Source organism: Nonomuraea sp. NPDC050451 (assembly GCF_044458585.1).
In genome coordinates this window covers 23686-38958 of record NZ_JBITHZ010000032.1, presented here as the reverse complement: position 1 = coordinate 38958, position 15273 = coordinate 23686, and the positions used below count along the sequence as shown (strand labels likewise).

Below are 15273 nucleotides of genomic sequence, written 5' to 3'. Positions count from 1 at the left end.
CTGCAAGGCTTGCGACCAAGAGTCCCCAGTCATCGAGTGGGCGAGGAGGGATTTGAACCCTCACGTCCTTTCGGACACACGGACCTGAACCGTGCGCGTCTGCCGTTCCGCCACCCGCCCTTGTGGGTGCGGAAAGAACACTAGCACGGAACAGCCACTGGTACTGAACCCGGATACGATCGCATAAGACACGGGAGCGGAGGAGCTGGGCGCGACAGCCGACGAGCGCCAGGGATGCCGTGACGTGGAACGAGCGGAAACCGGGCGCCGGACGCGTCTGGGGGCCGCGATCATATGCACGGAGGAAGGGAGGTACCCGGTGGGAGTCCTTCAGCGCTTCGAGCGAAGGCTCGAAGGCTTGGTTGAGGGGGCCTTTGCGCGGGCGTTCAAATCTGACCTTCAGCCGGTCGAGGTCGCCAGCGCGGTTCAGCGGGAGATGGATGAGCGTGCGGCGATCGTCGCTCAAGGTCGCACGCTCGTGCCCAACGACTTCGTGGTTGAGCTGTCCACGACCGACAGCGAACGGCTTGAGGTCTACGCCGACAGCATCAGTCACGAGCTGGCCAACCTTGCCAGGGAGTACGCCAAGGAACAGGGCTACTCCTTCGTGGGACCGGTCCGGGTTCGCTTCGAGACCGCCGGCGACCTGGCTGTGGGGCTGTTCCGCATCAGGTCCGGCGTCATCCGCGGCGCGACGGTCGAGCAGGACGAGATTCGCCAGCCGGCGAGCGACCTGCCTCCGTCGAGGCCGAATGCGTTCAACGGGCGGCCGAGGCTGCTCGTCTCCACCCAGGACGACCCGCAGGGCGACCGTTCCTACGAGCTCACCACTCCGGTGACCTTGCTAGGCAGGGGCACCGACTGCGATCTTCGTCTGGTCGACCCGGGTGTCTCGCGGCACCACGCGGAGTTGCGGGTCGAGGGCCAGTTGGTGGTCCTCGTCGATCTCGGGTCCACCAACGGCACTTTCGTCAACGGCCAGCCGGTACGCAGGATCGAGCTCCAGAACGGCACGCGAGTGACGTTGGGGCGTACGACTCTGGTGTTCCGGCGCGATTAGGGGTAGACAAACGGTCCATGTCCGAGCTCACGCTGCTGCTGATCCGGCTCGCCTTCCTGGCGGTGCTGTGGTTCTTCGTCATTGCCGCAGTCGGCGTGATCCGGACTGACTTGTTCGGGTCACGCACGGCTCCCGCGGGTCCACGCAAAGGCGTGAAACCCGCCAAACCGGTGGCCAAGCCCAAGAGCAAAAAGGGCGAGCCACGCCAGCTCATCGTTACCGGTGGCCCCTTGCAGGGCACCACCATTAATCTCACGGAGACGCCCATCACGATTGGCCGGGCCAATGACGCCACGCTGGTAGTCACCGACGACTACGCTTCCAGCCGGCATGCCCGGCTCTTTCCTCAGGACGGTCAATGGATCGTGGAAGATCTTGGGTCCACCAACGGCACGTATCTCGACCGCTCGAAAGTCACCCGCCCGACCCCGGTGCCGCTCGGTGTTCCGATCCGCGTCGGCAAGACAGTCATTGAATTGCGCAAATGACCATCGCACTCCGCTACGCCGCCCGCTCGGACGTCGGCCTCCTCCGCGAAGGGAACGAGGACTCGGCGTACGCTAGCGGCCGCCTGCTCGCCGTCGCAGACGGTATGGGCGGGCACGCACACGGCGAGGTGGCGAGCTCAGTCGCCATCGCCGCCATGGCCTCTCTGGAAGAGGCCCAACAGGGGGGTGACCTGCTCAACGCCATCGAGGCAGCGGTACGCGACGCCAACCGCAAGCTGCACGAAATGGTGGGGCGGGATCCCAGCCTCAAAGGCATGGGCACGACTCTGACGGCCATGCTCTGGCACGGCACCCAGGTCGCTCTGGTGCACGTCGGCGACTCGCGCGCCTACCTGCTCAGACGCGGGGAGCTCTACCAGATCACCCATGACCACACGCTGGTGCAGCAGCTCGTCGACGACGGGCGCATCACGCCGGAAGAGGCGGCCACGCATCCGCAGCGCTCGATCCTGCTGCGCGCGCTCGACGGCAGCGGTGAGGTCGATCCCGACCTGACCCTCCGCGAGGCGCAGATCGGCGACCGCTACCTGCTGTGTTCCGACGGCCTGTCGGGCGTGGTGAGTGCGGAGACGCTGCACGCCACGCTCACCAACATCGACGACCCCGAAGAGGTCGTTCGCCAGCTCATCGACCTGGCGAACAGAGGTGGCGGGCCCGACAACATCACGTGCGTGCTGGCCGACGTGCTGGAGATCACCGATGGGCAGCAGGTGCCCGCCGAGGCCGCCATCGTCGGCGCCGCGGGCATGAACCGGCTGCGCGGCAATCCCCAGGACACCCAGCCGGGGCGAGCCCACGCGGTGACCGCGCCCCAGCCGGTCCTCACCGACGACGACTTCGATGAGCCGGTCGCCGAGGCGCCCCGGCGCAGGCGTCGTCGCGTGTGGCCCGTGCTGGTCACCGTGTTCGGCATAGGCGCCGTCGCCGTCGGCGTCGGCGGCTATTTTGGATATCAGTGGACCCAGGACCAGTTCTTCGTCGGTGCTAGGGGCGACGAAGTGGTCGTGTTCCAGGGGGTCCAGAAAGAGCTGGGCCCCTTCCAGCTCTTCAAGGTCTCCAAAGCCACAGGCCGGCAGCTCTCCAAACTGTCCGATGCCGACCAGGCGCTGATCAAGAGCGGCATTCCGGTCACCAACGTCGACGAAGGCATCACGAAGATCAACGCCTTGAAGTTCGCCCAGGAGGACGACAAGGACAGCGACACCCCCGCCACGACCGCCAGCTCGTCGCCCACGCCATCCGTGAGCGCGACCAAGACGAAGCAACGGTAAATGAGCGAAGTCGCAGAATCCCCCGTACCGATGCCGGCCAAGCGCCGCGTGGCCCAGCTCGTCATGCTGGCCCTCGCGGTGCTGATCATCATGGGCGCCTACGCCAACGTGGGTCTGGCCATGACGGGCGAGGTCCCGGTGGGCATGCTGACGTACGGTCTGAGCCTGGGCGGCCTGATGCTGGCCGCCTATCTGGTGCTCGCCAAGTTCGCCCCGTGGGCCGATCCCTTGATCCTGCCACTGGTGACGCTGGTCAACGGTCTCGGCCTGGTGATGATCTACCGGCTCTCCGTGTCCGACTCGAACCTGCCGTCCGCCAAGCTCGCCTCACCCAGCTCCCAGCTGCTGTGGACGCTCATCGGCATCGTGCTGTTCAGCCTCACCCTGATCTTCCTGCGTGACCATCGTGTCCTGCAGCGGCTGACCTACACCGCGGGCGCCGTGGGCCTGTTCCTGCTGGTCTCACCGCTGATCCCGTTCCTCGGCCAGGAGATCAACGGTGCTCGCATCTGGATCGGCATCCCGGGCCTGGGCCAGCTCCAGCCGGCCGAGTTCGCCAAGCTCGCGCTGGTCATCTTCTTCGCCGGCTACCTGGTGGCCAAGCGGGACGTGCTCGCCCTCGCCGGGCGCCGGCTGCTGTTCATCGACCTGCCGCGGGCCCGCGACCTCGGGCCGGTGCTCATCACCTGGGGCGTCAGCCTGGGCATCCTGGTGATGCAGAAGGACCTGGGCTCCTCGCTGCTCCTGTTCGGCACGTTCATCGCGATGCTCTACATCGCCACCCAGCGCGTCTCCTGGGTCATCATCGGCATTCTGCTCTTCGCGGGCGGCGCGATCCTGGCCGGCACGATCTTCGATCACGTCCACCAGCGCTTCGTGGTCTTTCTCAACCCCGGCGACCCCGAGCTGTTCCGCGCTGTCGGCGGCAGCGAGCAGCTCATGCAGGGCCTGTTCGCCATGGGCTCCGGCGGCATCCTCGGCACCGGGCTCGGCCAAGGGCACCCCGAGCTCATCCCGCTGGCCTTCTCCGACTTCATCTTCAGCGCCACCGGCGAGGAGATCGGCCTGACCGGCCTGATGGCGCTGCTCATGATCTACGCCCTGATGGTCGAGCGCGGCCTGCGCACCTCGCTGGCGGCCCGCGACCCGTTCTCCAAGCTGCTGGCGGGCGGCCTGTCGTTCATCCTGGCCTGGCAGGTCTTCATCATCGTCGGCGGTGTGACGAATCTCATTCCCCTGACCGGCCTGGTCACCCCGTTCATGTCCCAGGGTGGCTCGGCGTTGCTGGCTAACTGGATCCTTATCGCGCTCTTGGTACGCATGTCAGACGCGGCTCGGCGGCCTCCGCCCCAGGCGATCCAGAACGAAGGACTGACGCAGGTGTTCCAGCGATGAACAGCACTCTGAAGCGCGTGGCAGTGGCCTGCCTGGCCATGTTCGCGCTCCTGATGATCAACGTGAACTACCTGCAGGCCGTGAAAGCGGAGGGCCTGCGCGGCGACGCCCGCAACACCCGCAACTTCTACGAGCGCTACGCCATCGAGCGCGGCCGCATCACGGCGGGCGGCAAGGTGCTCGCGCAGTCGGTCGAGACGAAGGACCCCAGGTTCAGGTTCCTCAGGCAATACCCCGAGGCCAAGCTCTACGCCCACGTCACCGGCTTCTTCTCGCCGGAGAGCGAGAGCGCCATCGAGAGGTCCGAGAACCAGCTGCTCAACGGCTCCAGTGCCGACCTGCTGCTGCGGCGGAGCATCGACCTGTTCACCGGCGAGCCGACCAAGGGCGCCAACGTCGATCTCACGATCAACCCCAAGGCGCAGAAGGCGGCCTACGACGCGCTGCGGCAGAGCGGCAAGCGCGGCGCGCTCGTGGCGCTCGACCCGAAGACGGGCGCGATCCTGGCGATGGTCTCGCTGCCCACCTACGACCCGACCGAGCTGTCCGGCACCGACAAGGGCAAGGTCTTCCCCCGCTTCGACGAGTTGGCCAAGGAAAAGGGCCAGCCGCTGCTCAACCGTACGATCGCGCAGACCTACCCGCCCGGCTCGACGTTCAAGGTCGTGACCATGGCGGCCTACCTCGAGGACGACTCCTCGCGCGGGCCGCAGACCAACGTGGACGCGCCGCAGCGGCTGCCCCTGCCCAACACGAACATCAGCCTGCCCAACTACGGAGGCGCGGCCTGCGGCTCCGGCTCGGTCACGCTGACGTACGCGCTGGAGAAGTCCTGCAACACGCCGTTCGGCAAGATCGGCATGGAACTGGGCTACGACAAGATGAAGGAGCAGACCGAGAAGTTCGGCATGGGCCAGCCGCTCGCCGTGCCGATGTCGGTCACCGCCAGCGACTTCGGCCCGGAAGAGGACAAGGCGGCCCTGGCCATGGCCTCGATCGGGCAGCGCAGCAACCGCATGACCCCGATGCAGATGGCCATGATCGCCGCGGGCATCGCCAACGACGGCAAGGTGATGAAGCCGTACCTGGTCAACAAGATCAGCGACGCCAAGGGCGACGCGATCAAGCAGGCCGACCCCGAGGAGCTGTCGGAAGCTGTCAGCTCCGAGACGGCGGGCAAGCTGCGTGAGATGATGGTCAGCGTCGTCCAGAACGGCACCGCAAACCTGGCGCAGGTCCCAGGCGTCCAAGTAGCGGGTAAGACGGGCACCGCGGAGACGGCCGACGGCCAGCCACCGCATGCCTGGTTCATCTCCTTCGCGCCCGCCGAGGACCCGAAGGTGGCCCTCGCGGTCATCGTCGAGTCCGGTGCTGCCAACGTCGGCGCGGAGGCGACCGGCGGCCACACCGCCGCGCCGATCGCAAAGGCCGTGCTGGAGGCGGTGCTGAACAAGTGAGTGACGGTAACCTGCTGGGTCATGCGGCTCCGTAACCGCTATCTCCTGATCTCCCGCATCGCCACGGGCGGTATGGGCGAGGTCTGGCGTGCCCGTGACGAGTTGCTCGGGCGCGAGGTGGCGGTGAAGATCCTGCGCAGCCACATCTACGCCGACCCCACCTTCCGTGAGCGGTTCAGGAACGAGGCGCGCATCACCGCGGCCCTGGCCGACCCGGGAGTGGCGCAGATCTTCGACTACGGCGAGCAGAGCGATCTGGCCTATCTCGTGATGGAGCTGGTGCACGGCGAGCCGCTGTCGGCGATCCTGGCGCGCAACGGCTCCATCGGGCCCGAGGTGACGCTCGACGTGGTGGGCCAGACGGCCAAGGCGCTGCACGCCGCGCACACCGCCGGGATCATCCACCGCGACATCAAGCCGGGAAACCTGCTGGTCACCTCAGAGGGGACCATCAAGGTCACGGACTTCGGCATCGCGCGGGCCCTGGAGGCGGCTCCGGTCACACAGACGGGCACCGTGCTGGGCACCGCCCAGTACGTCAGCCCCGAGCAGGCCCAGGGGTTCCCGCTCACTCCCGCGACCGACCTCTACTCGCTGGGCGTGGTGGCCTACGAGTGCCTGGCCGGGCGCACGCCGTTCCGCGGCGACAGCCAGGTGGCGATCGCGCTGCAGCATCTCAACGAGCACCCGCCGCCCCTCGGGGTGGACGTGCCCGCGCCGGTGCGCGAGCTGGTCATGTCGCTGCTGTCGAAGGACCCCGCGCGGCGCCCGGCCTCGGCGCTGGAGGTGGCCGACCGGGCCTACCTGCTGCGCGAGTCGCTGGCCAGCGTCGAGCAGGGCGCCGACCTCAGCATGCTCACCGATCCGGGAGGCTTCCGGGTACGCGAGCCGGCTCCGGAGGACGAGCAGGAGACGGACCACCTCCACTCGGCCACCACGCCGCAGGCGCCGGCCGTGGGAAAGCGTCACAGGAGGACGCTGGCCCTGGTCGCCACCGCGGGCTGTGCGGCCGCGGTGGGGCTCAGCGCGATCACGTTCGCCGACCGGCAACCGCCGCAGCCGACGCCGGACGTGGCCGAGCCGACGAAATCAGCGGTGTCGCCGCCGGACCGGGCGACGCCCTCGCCCACGAAGAGACGCACCAAGCGGCCTGCCGTGGTTCCGGTGAAGTCACCGAGGCCTATACCCTCACGGTCAGCTACGGTAAGCAAGTCGGCAACTCCCACCAAGAAGCCGACACCGAAACCGACCCCGACCACCCGTACCCCTACACCCACACCGACCCCAACGCCCACCACTACACCCAAAACTCCGACACCCACCGCCTCGCCGGAACCGGGTGATACAAACCCGCCCAAGGAGGAGACGTGATGCGCTATGGGGTCGATGATGGACACCGGCGGCCCCCCGAGCAGGCCGGTACCCAAGATGAACGGTAAGGGACAGTGCAGGAAATGACTCAGCCTCGGCTACTCGGAGGTCGCTACGAGCTCGACGGTGTCGTCGGGCGCGGCGGCATGGCCGAGGTGTATCGTGCCCGAGACATCCGGCTGGACCGCATAGTCGCGATCAAAACCCTCCGGTCCGACCTGGCGCGCGACCACACCTTCCAGGCCCGCTTCCGCCGCGAGGCACAATCGGCTGCCTCTCTGAACCACCCGGCCGTCGTCGCGGTCTACGACACCGGCGAAGACACCACCGACGGCACCCCTGTGCCGTACATCGTGATGGAGTACGTCGACGGCCGGACGCTGCGCGACCTGCTGCGCCAGGACCGGCGGTTGCTGCCGGAGCGCGCGGTCGAGCTCGTCGACGGCATCCTGCGGGCGCTCGACTACAGCCACCGCGGCGGCATCGTGCACCGTGACATCAAGCCGGCCAACGTGATGATCACGCGCGCCGGCGACGTCAAGGTGATGGACTTCGGCATCGCGCGCGCGATGGCCGACTCCGCGGCCACGATGACGCAGACCGCGCAGGTGATCGGCACCGCCCAGTACCTTTCTCCCGAGCAGGCTCGGGGCGAGCGGGTCGACGCCCGCAGCGACATCTATTCCACCGGCTGCCTGCTCTACGAGCTGCTGACCGGGCAGCCGCCGTTCACCGGCGACTCTCCCGTCGCGATCGCCTACCAGCACGTGCGCGAGGACCCGATCCCGCCGTCGCAGATCGACCGCGACATCCCCGCGTGGGCCGACGCGATCGTGCTCAAGGCCATGGCCAAGGACCCGGCCCACCGCTACCAGGGCGCGGGCGAGATGCGGGCCGACATCCAGCGGGCGATGTCCGGGATGCCGACCGACGCCCAGACGATGGCCATGAGCGGCGGCAACTTCAACCAGGGCACGCGGATGATGACCGCGACCCAGGCGGCGCAGGGCCCGGCCACGCAGCGCACCACAGCGGTCCCCCCGTACGAGTACGACGACGGTGGCGGCGGCCGCGGCGGGCGGCGCAGGGCGAGCGGCGGCGGCAACAACGCCGTCAAGACCGCGTTGTGGATCATCGTTCCGCTCCTGATCATCGGTGCGTTCGTCGGGGTCGGCTACTCGGTGTTCGGGTCGAAGAACACGCCGACCGACACGCAGGTCACCATCCCGTCGCTGGCCAGCCAGGAGCGCGCGTACGCGGAAGACCAGCTCAAGAAGCTCGGGCTCACCGTCCAGGTGGTGCAGGAGTCCAGCGACGACATCGACAAGGGCAGCGTCATCAAGACGGACCCCGCCGAGAACAGCAAGGTCGACAAGGGCTCCACCGTCAAGCTGGTCGTGTCGAAGGGCCCGGCGAAGGTCAAGGTGCCCGACGGCCTCATCGGCCAGTCGCAGGCCGACGCCATGAAGGCGCTGGAGGACGCGGGCCTGCTCGGCACGGTCAAGACCAAGATCTCCAGCAAGTCGCAGGGCACGGTCATCGAGACCAAGCCCAAGGCGGGCGAGGAGATCGAGAAGGGTGGCACGGTCACCCTCTACGTGCCCAAGGAGCTCGGTGAGGTGCCCAGCGTGATCGGGCTCACCCAGGAGGACGCCACGGCCCAGATCAAGGGCGCGGGCTTCAAGGTCAAGGTCGTCCCGCAGCCGAACGAGCAGCCCGAGGGCACGGTCGTCCAGCAGAACCCGGGTGAGGGCACCAAGGTGAATCCGGGCACGACGATCACGATCGTGGTGTCCACGGGCCCCGGCCTGGACACGAACAATCCGCAGCCCACCACGGACGTGCCGACGGACACGCCCACGGACGACCAGACGGACTTCCCGTCCGAGGACGAGCCGCCGACCGACGACAACCCGATCGGCGACGACGGCCTCGGAGGCACCGGCAACTGAGACATGAAGAAGGGCCGCCCGCGAACGGGCGGCCCTTCTTCATGTCGTCGCTGACACGAGAACGCCCCCGCCGCTCGGGGGCAACGGCGGGGACGCTCACTTGGTAGTCGCTCGCCGGGGGACATTTGTTACAAGATTCCTCGCAGCCAATTCTGGAGCAGCCGGTGGCCGTGCTCCGACAGCACGGACTCGGGGTGGAACTGGATGCCCTCGATGGGCGCCTCACGATGGCGCAGGCCCATGATGACGCCGTCGCCGGTGCGGGCGGTCACGTCGAGCACGTCGGGGACGGTCTCGGGCAGCACGGCGAGCGAGTGGTAGCGGGTCATCCGCACGGGCGAGGGCAGCGTCTCGAACACGCCCTTGCCGTCGTGGGTGACGGCGCTGGTCATGCCGTGGACGAGCTCGGGCGCGCGGGACACGGTGGCGCCGTACGCGACGGCGATGGCCTGGTGACCGAGGCAGACGCCGAGCAGCGGGCGGCGGCTCTCGGCCGCGTGGTGGACCAGGGGCACGCTCACCCCGGCCGCCTCGGGGGTGCCCGGGCCCGGGCTGATGAGGACGCCGTCGAAGCCGTCGGCGTCGCTCACGCGTACGTCGTCGCGCGGCCGTACGTCGCAGTCGGCGCCCAGCTCGCGCAGGTACTGCACGATGGTGTGGACGAAGCTGTCGTGGTTGTCCACGACCAGCACGCGGCTCATTTCCTCACGCTCACCTCGTCGAGCGTCACCATGGGCTCGAGTAGCGGAAACACGACATACCAGAGTACGACCCCCGCGACGGCGACCATCACGGCGGCCGTCAGCAGCTTGGTCCGGGCGGTGCCGGGCAGCTTGCGCCAGAGCCAGGCGTACATGTCACTCCTCGTCCTCGACGGCGTCCTTGAGCACCCCGTAGACGATCAGGCGCTCGGCGGCCGAGTATTCGGGGTGGCAGGTGGACAGCGTGATGAAGGCCCGGATGGGGCGGATGTCGGGCTTGCCGGGCACGGGGGCGAACACGTCGACCTCATCGGGTGTCACGATGTCCTGAGAGGTCACCCGGTACGTGTACGTGGTGCCGCCGGCCTGCACGACGATCTCGTCGTCGCGTTCGAGCTCGTCGATCTCCTTGAACGGGGCCGCGTACGTGGTGCGGTGCCCCGACACCACGAAGTTGCCGACCTGGCCCGGCATGGCGCTGTCCGGGTAGTGCCCGGGGCCCTTCTTCAGGTGCTCGGTGTCCACACCCTCGATCACGGCGTACTCGTAGTCGCGACCCAGCTCGGGGATGCGCAGCAGCGCCATGGGCTTGCCCGGCTCGGGCTTGACCGCCTTCCGCGCCGCCAATTCGCGCTGGAGCAGCCGCTGCTGGCTCTGGGTGTACGCGCCGGTGCCCCAGAGCAGGTACGCGCAGAACAGCATCATGATCAGGCCCGCGGTGATGCTCGTCTCTCCCACGGCCCGCAGCGTGGCCCGCATGCGATCAGCGTATTCGGGTCAGATGCGGCAATCCGGGATCGCCATGTCCCGCGCGTGGCGGCTATCCTTGGCCACACTTCAATTAGGCTTAACGAAGAGCCTGTGGACGATCCGGATGCCCAGGCCCTCAGCAGGAGTTACCAGTGCCCAAGTCCAAGGCTCGCAAGAAGGCGGTCTACACCCCGCCGCAGAGATCACAGCAGGTCAAGGTCAGCCCGCGCTGGCTGGCCCCCACGATGGTCGCGGCGTGGATCATCGGCATCCTGTGGATCGCGATCTACTACGTCGCACCACAGGCGCCCTTCTTCAGCGACCTCCAGAACTGGAACCTGCTGATCGGGTTTGTTTTCATCATCTTCGGGGTGGTTCTTTCCACCCGCTGGCGTTAGTTCTTTCCACAGCCTTTTCCACAGCCTGGGGAAGTCAGACCGCGCTCATGATGGCCGACACCCTGACCATCACGAGCACGGCGAGCACGGCCAGCGCTCCCGCGATCGCCAGCACCTGCCACAGGGTCCTGCTGTTCTTGGGGGCGTAGGCCAGCGCGCCCGCCAGCACCGATCCCGTGATCAGGCCGCCGATGTGGCCCGTCCAGCTGATGCCGGGCACGATGAACGTGATCGCGAGGTTGATCGCGATGAGCGCGGCGATGCCGCGTACGTCCATGTTGAGCTTGCGCCCGACCACGAACACGGCGCCGAACAGGCCGAAGATGGCCCCTGACGCGCCGACCGTGGTCTGGTTGGGCGCGTCGATCCACAGGCTCAGCACCGAGCCGCCGAGCGCGCTGATGACGTAGATCGCGATGTAGCGGACGTGGCCGAAGGCGCGCTCGAGGTAGGGGCCGACGACGTAGAGCGCCCAGCAGTTGAACAGGATGTGGAAAACGCTGCCGTGCACGAACGCGGCGGTGATCAGCCGGTAGAACTCGTCGAGCACGGCCACCCGCGCCGGGAACATCTCCAGCTCCGCGGTGACGCGCTCGCCGGTGAGGTATTGGGCGCCGAAGACCAGGACGTTGAGGACCAGGATGGTGTACGTCACGATCGGCGTACGTACGACGCTTCCGCCGAAGGTGGACTTGGCCTGACGGATGTCCCTGTTGCCCTCGGCCACGCACTCAGGGCACTGGAAGCCCACGGCGGCGTCGCGCATGCAGTCGGGGCAGATGGGGCGCTCGCACCGCTGACACCGGACCCAGGTCTCCTTCTCGGGGTGCCGGTAGCACCTGGGCACCGCCTCAGCGGGCTGCTCGGGCTGCGGGGGCGGGCTGGGCGGCTGGCTGGTCATGACCGAAAGCCTATGGCGTACACGCCCTACCCGCGTGTCCCCACCCCTCCCCCGGAACCACCGCCGCCGGCCCCGCTGAACGCGGTCGGCGGAACGCGGACAACGGTGGGCGGGCAGCGAACGCGCACGGCGCAACGCGGACAACGAGCAGCGGGCGGCCGCGGGCGGGCGGCGGAGCGGCGGGCGGCGGAACGCAGCGGCATCAAGGCCCCATCGCGCGGCAGCCCGGCCGCGCGCCTTCGGGACGCCCCGCCCACCCTCACCGCGCCGCATCGGTGAGGCGGGGTGCGATGGAGCCCAGCGCACTCGTGCGGCGGCCAGCGGGCCGGCTCGTTCATGGCGCCGCGTGGGTCCTGTGGGCGCCCGCCAGGACGCCGGCGCAGGCGTGACCCCATGCCGCTCCGAGAGCGCCCGGCGCGGTGTGACCCCCGAACCGCCCTCAAAAGCGGCCCGGTGCGGACGCGGTCCTGAGGCGTTCCCGGAGGGCCCAGCACCGGCGCGGCCCGAGCCGGGCCGGTGGGCGGGCCGGTGAAGGCGTGGTAGGGCCGCCCCAGGGCCTTGTGGGTGGGTTGGGGCGGGGGTGAGTGGGTTAGGCGGGGACGCGGTCGATGGTGACGGACTCCAGGACGATGTCCTCCGCCGGGCGGTCCCGGCGGTCGGTGTGGGTCTTGGCGATGGCGTCCACGACCTCCTGGCCCTCGATCACCTCACCGAAGATCGTGTGCCTGCCGTTCAGGTGCGGCGTCGGCACGACCGTGATGAAGAACTGGGACCCGTTGGTCCCCTTGCCGAAGCGGACGCCCGCGTTGGCCATGGCCAGCAGGTACGGACGGTTGAAGTACAGCTCCGGGTGGATCTCGTCGTCGAACTCGTAGCCCGGGCCGCCGATGCCCTGGCCGAGCGGGTCGCCGCCCTGGATCATGAATCCGGAGATCACCCGGTGGAAGATCGTCCCGTCGTAGTAGCGCGCGGTGCTCTTCTGGCCGGTGCCCGGGTGCGTCCACTCTTTCGAGCCTTCTGCGAGCTCGACGAAGTTGCGCACCGTTTTCGGGGCTCTGTTGGGGAAGAGCTCCACCTTGATATTTCCACGGTTGGTCTGCAGGTTTGCGATCAGCTTCTCAGCCACGAGACAGCCGCCCCCTCTATGTACAGGGTTGGTTCTGTGATGTTTTGAGGACTATGGCCGTAAGGCCTCCAGTGCCATCCTCCCACGGTGGCCATGATTGAGCCGCCTTGTCCAGGGAAGGTCAGGCTCGGGGCCCCAACGACAGGGGAGGTTGTCGTGTCCCTGACAATGAAAAGACGCCGCGTGGTCATAGAGGTACCCACCACGTGGACGGGCCGCATGAAGGCCCGGGCCGTGCGAACCGGCCACCTGATGGCGCCCGTGGCGGACCAGGCCAAGATGGCCGCCGCCCAGCGCATCGAGGACGCCCGCTACTGGGCGGCGCCACGGATTCACTCCGCGGCGCACGGGTTCGAGGATCAGGTCGCTCCCATGGTCAGTTCCATGCTGACCGCGGCGGCCAACAAGATCGACCCCACGCCCACGCGATCACGGCGATGGCCGACGCTCGTTCTGCTGAGCGGCCTCGCGGTGGGGGCGATCGGTTACATGTTCTACCGCCGCAATGCCCAGCAGTGGACCGAGCACATGAAGGACTCCGCCTCCGATGCGTCACGCTGGGCCGGCGAGAAGGCCGACAGGGCCGCCGAGTCTGCGGACCGGATGGCGGGCCGCGTGTCCGACAAGGCAGATGAGGCATCTCGCAAGATGTCCTGATTCGGAGCTGCCGGAAGGGAAGCGCGTCCTCGGTTGATCCCGAGGGCGCGCTTCCCGTTTCAAGAGCCCATTGACGGGCCACCAAGCGCTTGCTACAAACCCGGGCATGGCGCTGTCTCCATTAGACGACTACCCCGTCCACCAGGCCGCCCAGGTCATGCGGCACGTCGCCACCTCCGACCGCAACTTCTACGACCGCTACTACTTCAACTGCCACTCCGGCACCGATGAGCTCATGCTGATCGTCGGCCTCGGCCAGTACCCCAACCTGGGCGTCACCGACGCCTTCGCCTGCGTACGCCACGGCGACCTGCACCGCGTCGTACGGGCCTCCCGCGAGCTGGGAACCGACCGGATGAACACCGAGATCGGCCCGTTCCGCGTCGAGGTGCTCGAAGGGCTCAAGCGCCTCAGGGTGGTCCTGGAGCCGAACGAGCACGGCCTGTCCTTCGACCTGCTGTGGGAGGGTACGATCCCGGCCACGCTGGAGCCGCGGCACTTCCTGCGGTGGCAGGAGCGGGTCATGTTCGACTCGGTACGCCTGGCGCAGACGGGGCGCTGGTCCGGAAATATCAGGATCGGCGAGGAGGACATACCGGTCACGCCCGACCGCTGGCAGGGCACCAGAGACCGATCCTGGGGCATCAGGCCGGTCGGCGAGCCCGAGCCGCCCGGCATCCAGACCAAGAACGCGGGCACGTTCTACTGGCTCTACGCGCCCATGCAGTTCGACGACCACGCCATCCTCTGCATCGTCCAGGAGGACGAGCGCGGCCGCCGGATGCTGGAGGAGGCCGTACGCGTCTGGTCCGACGGCCGCGAGGAGGAATACCTCGGCAGACCGGAGTACCGCCCGGTCTACGCCCCCGGCACCCGCGACGTCGTGGAGGCCACGATCACCTTCTCGCCTCCCGGCGGCAAGCCGTTCGACGTGCGCTGCACCCCGATCCTGCCGGTGCACCTCATGGTGGGCACCGGGTACGGCCTGGAGCCCGACTGGAAGCACGGCATGTACCAGGGCGAGGGGCCGGTCGTGCAGGGCGTGACGTACCGGCTGCCCGACGACGCCGCCAGGATGTGGGGCATGGTGGACGCCGTCGGGCGCTTCGAGTACGACGGGCTCGTCGGCCACGGCCTCTACGAGTACTGGGCGCTCGGACCGCACCCGTCCTTCCCGGAATGATCTAGTCGGCCTTCTCGCAGATGATCTTCACCGCCTTGATGGCGACCGACGGCGCGTCCAGCTTCTCCCCGGGCTTCGCCGGCTGGGCGGGCACGGCCTGCACGCCGTCAGGCAGCTTGCCGTCCTCCGGGAGGGGCACGGTCTTGGTCACCTCCAGCATCTCGCCGTCCTCCGGGACGGGCACGGCCTTCGTCACCGCCAGCCCCTCGCCCTCCTGCGTGACGGTCCCGGCGTGGGCCCCATCCAGCGGTGGCGCCTCTCCGTCGGGAAGGGCGTCGACCTTCACCGTGTCGCTGGGCTTGAACTCGCGCACCTTGCCGTCAGGACCGACGATCTTGCCGGCCGGAGCCGTCCGCGCGAATTCGGCCACCTCGACGGTCTTGCCGTCGGCCGTCTTGCAGGTCACCTTGGCGCCGGCGGGGCCGGGGGTCTCGTCGGCCATGGCGGAGCCGGTCAGACCGGTGATGGCGAGTACGGCGACCGCGCCGAGCAGCGCGAGACGTCGCTTGAACATGGGTTCTCCTCACTGAGGTCGGTCGAAC

Annotated in this window: 16 protein-coding genes and 1 tRNA gene; 10 read left to right on the top strand and 7 right to left on the bottom strand. The window is 68.2% G+C overall.

Annotated elements, in window-relative coordinates; all coding sequences use genetic code 11:
* Positions 1-37: 37 nt before the first annotated feature.
* Positions 38-120 (bottom strand) — tRNA-Leu (locus tag ACIBI9_RS51600).
* Positions 121-319: 199 nt separating this feature from the next.
* Between ACIBI9_RS51600 and ACIBI9_RS51595 the strand changes: the two genes are divergently transcribed.
* From ACIBI9_RS51595 to pknB, 7 genes are all read left to right on the top strand, one after another.
* Positions 320-1060, top strand: a complete 741-nt coding sequence (locus ACIBI9_RS51595) for a DUF3662 and FHA domain-containing protein (protein ID WP_090946111.1) — start codon at positions 320-322, stop codon at positions 1058-1060.
* A gap of 17 nt (positions 1061-1077) precedes the next feature.
* Positions 1078-1548, top strand: a complete 471-nt coding sequence (locus ACIBI9_RS51590) for an FHA domain-containing protein (RefSeq protein ID WP_355379658.1) — start codon at positions 1078-1080, stop codon at positions 1546-1548.
* Positions 1545-2840 (top strand): Stp1/IreP family PP2C-type Ser/Thr phosphatase, encoded by a 1296-nt coding sequence (locus tag ACIBI9_RS51585; protein ID WP_397234596.1) that lies wholly within the window; start codon positions 1545-1547, stop codon positions 2838-2840. Before ACIBI9_RS51590 ends, ACIBI9_RS51585 begins: the two co-directional genes overlap by 4 nt.
* Positions 2841-4235 (top strand): FtsW/RodA/SpoVE family cell cycle protein, encoded by a 1395-nt coding sequence (locus tag ACIBI9_RS51580; protein WP_397234594.1) that lies wholly within the window; start codon positions 2841-2843, stop codon positions 4233-4235.
* Positions 4232-5692 carry a peptidoglycan D,D-transpeptidase FtsI family protein gene (locus ACIBI9_RS51575; protein ID WP_397234592.1) on the top strand — a complete coding sequence of 487 codons (1461 nt, stop codon included), beginning with the start codon at positions 4232-4234 and terminating at the stop codon, positions 5690-5692. Before ACIBI9_RS51580 ends, ACIBI9_RS51575 begins: the two co-directional genes overlap by 4 nt.
* Positions 5693-5713: 21 nt before the next feature.
* Positions 5714-7063, top strand: a complete 1350-nt coding sequence (locus tag ACIBI9_RS51570) for a serine/threonine-protein kinase (protein WP_397234590.1) — start codon at positions 5714-5716, stop codon at positions 7061-7063.
* Between the two features lie 83 nt (positions 7064-7146).
* A complete protein-coding gene (gene pknB / locus ACIBI9_RS51565; RefSeq protein ID WP_397234588.1) occupies positions 7147-9015 on the top strand; it encodes a Stk1 family PASTA domain-containing Ser/Thr kinase in 1869 nt (622 codons plus the stop codon).
* Between the two features lie 128 nt (positions 9016-9143).
* Here pknB and ACIBI9_RS51560 read toward each other — a convergent pair whose 3' ends face one another.
* Genes ACIBI9_RS51560 through ACIBI9_RS51550 form a run of 3 tightly spaced genes read right to left on the bottom strand, consistent with a single transcriptional unit; the run spans position 9144 to position 10475 of the window.
* Positions 9144-9716: an anthranilate synthase component II gene (locus tag ACIBI9_RS51560; RefSeq protein WP_397234586.1), complete on the bottom strand. Its 573-nt coding sequence runs from the start codon at positions 9714-9716 to the stop codon at positions 9144-9146.
* On the bottom strand, positions 9713-9871 hold the full coding sequence (locus ACIBI9_RS51555) for a hypothetical protein (protein ID WP_397234585.1): 159 nt from the start codon (positions 9869-9871) through the stop codon (positions 9713-9715). Before ACIBI9_RS51555 ends, ACIBI9_RS51560 begins: the two co-directional genes overlap by 4 nt.
* 1 nt (position 9872) lies before the next feature.
* On the bottom strand, positions 9873-10475 hold the full coding sequence (locus ACIBI9_RS51550; protein ID WP_397234583.1) for a class E sortase: 603 nt from the start codon (positions 10473-10475) through the stop codon (positions 9873-9875).
* 143 nt (positions 10476-10618) lie between these two features.
* On the opposite strand from ACIBI9_RS51550, the gene ACIBI9_RS51545 reads away from it, so the two are divergent.
* Positions 10619-10864: a cell division protein CrgA gene (locus ACIBI9_RS51545; protein WP_148442372.1), complete on the top strand. Its 246-nt coding sequence runs from the start codon at positions 10619-10621 to the stop codon at positions 10862-10864.
* Between the two features lie 34 nt (positions 10865-10898).
* Here ACIBI9_RS51545 and ACIBI9_RS51540 read toward each other — a convergent pair whose 3' ends face one another.
* The gene (locus tag ACIBI9_RS51540) at positions 10899-11765 is read right to left on the bottom strand and encodes a rhomboid family intramembrane serine protease (RefSeq protein ID WP_397234580.1); all 867 of its coding nucleotides are present in this window, start codon (positions 11763-11765) and stop codon (positions 10899-10901) included.
* A gap of 589 nt (positions 11766-12354) precedes the next feature.
* Positions 12355-12891, bottom strand: coding sequence for a peptidylprolyl isomerase (locus tag ACIBI9_RS51535; protein ID WP_397234578.1), 537 nt, complete (start codon positions 12889-12891; stop codon positions 12355-12357).
* 219 nt (positions 12892-13110) lie between these two features.
* Here ACIBI9_RS51535 and ACIBI9_RS51530 point away from each other — a divergent pair, with 219 nt between their 5' ends.
* Both ACIBI9_RS51530 and ACIBI9_RS51525 read left to right on the top strand, forming a co-directional pair.
* Positions 13111-13548 (top strand): hypothetical protein, encoded by a 438-nt coding sequence (locus ACIBI9_RS51530; RefSeq protein ID WP_397234576.1) that lies wholly within the window; start codon positions 13111-13113, stop codon positions 13546-13548.
* 106 nt (positions 13549-13654) lie between these two features.
* Positions 13655-14731: a hypothetical protein gene (locus ACIBI9_RS51525; RefSeq protein ID WP_397234574.1), complete on the top strand. Its 1077-nt coding sequence runs from the start codon at positions 13655-13657 to the stop codon at positions 14729-14731.
* A gap of 1 nt (position 14732) precedes the next feature.
* On the opposite strand, the gene ACIBI9_RS51520 is transcribed toward ACIBI9_RS51525, so the two are convergent.
* Positions 14733-15245, bottom strand: a complete 513-nt coding sequence (locus ACIBI9_RS51520) for a hypothetical protein (protein WP_397234572.1) — start codon at positions 15243-15245, stop codon at positions 14733-14735.
* Positions 15246-15273: the final 28 nt, after the last annotated feature.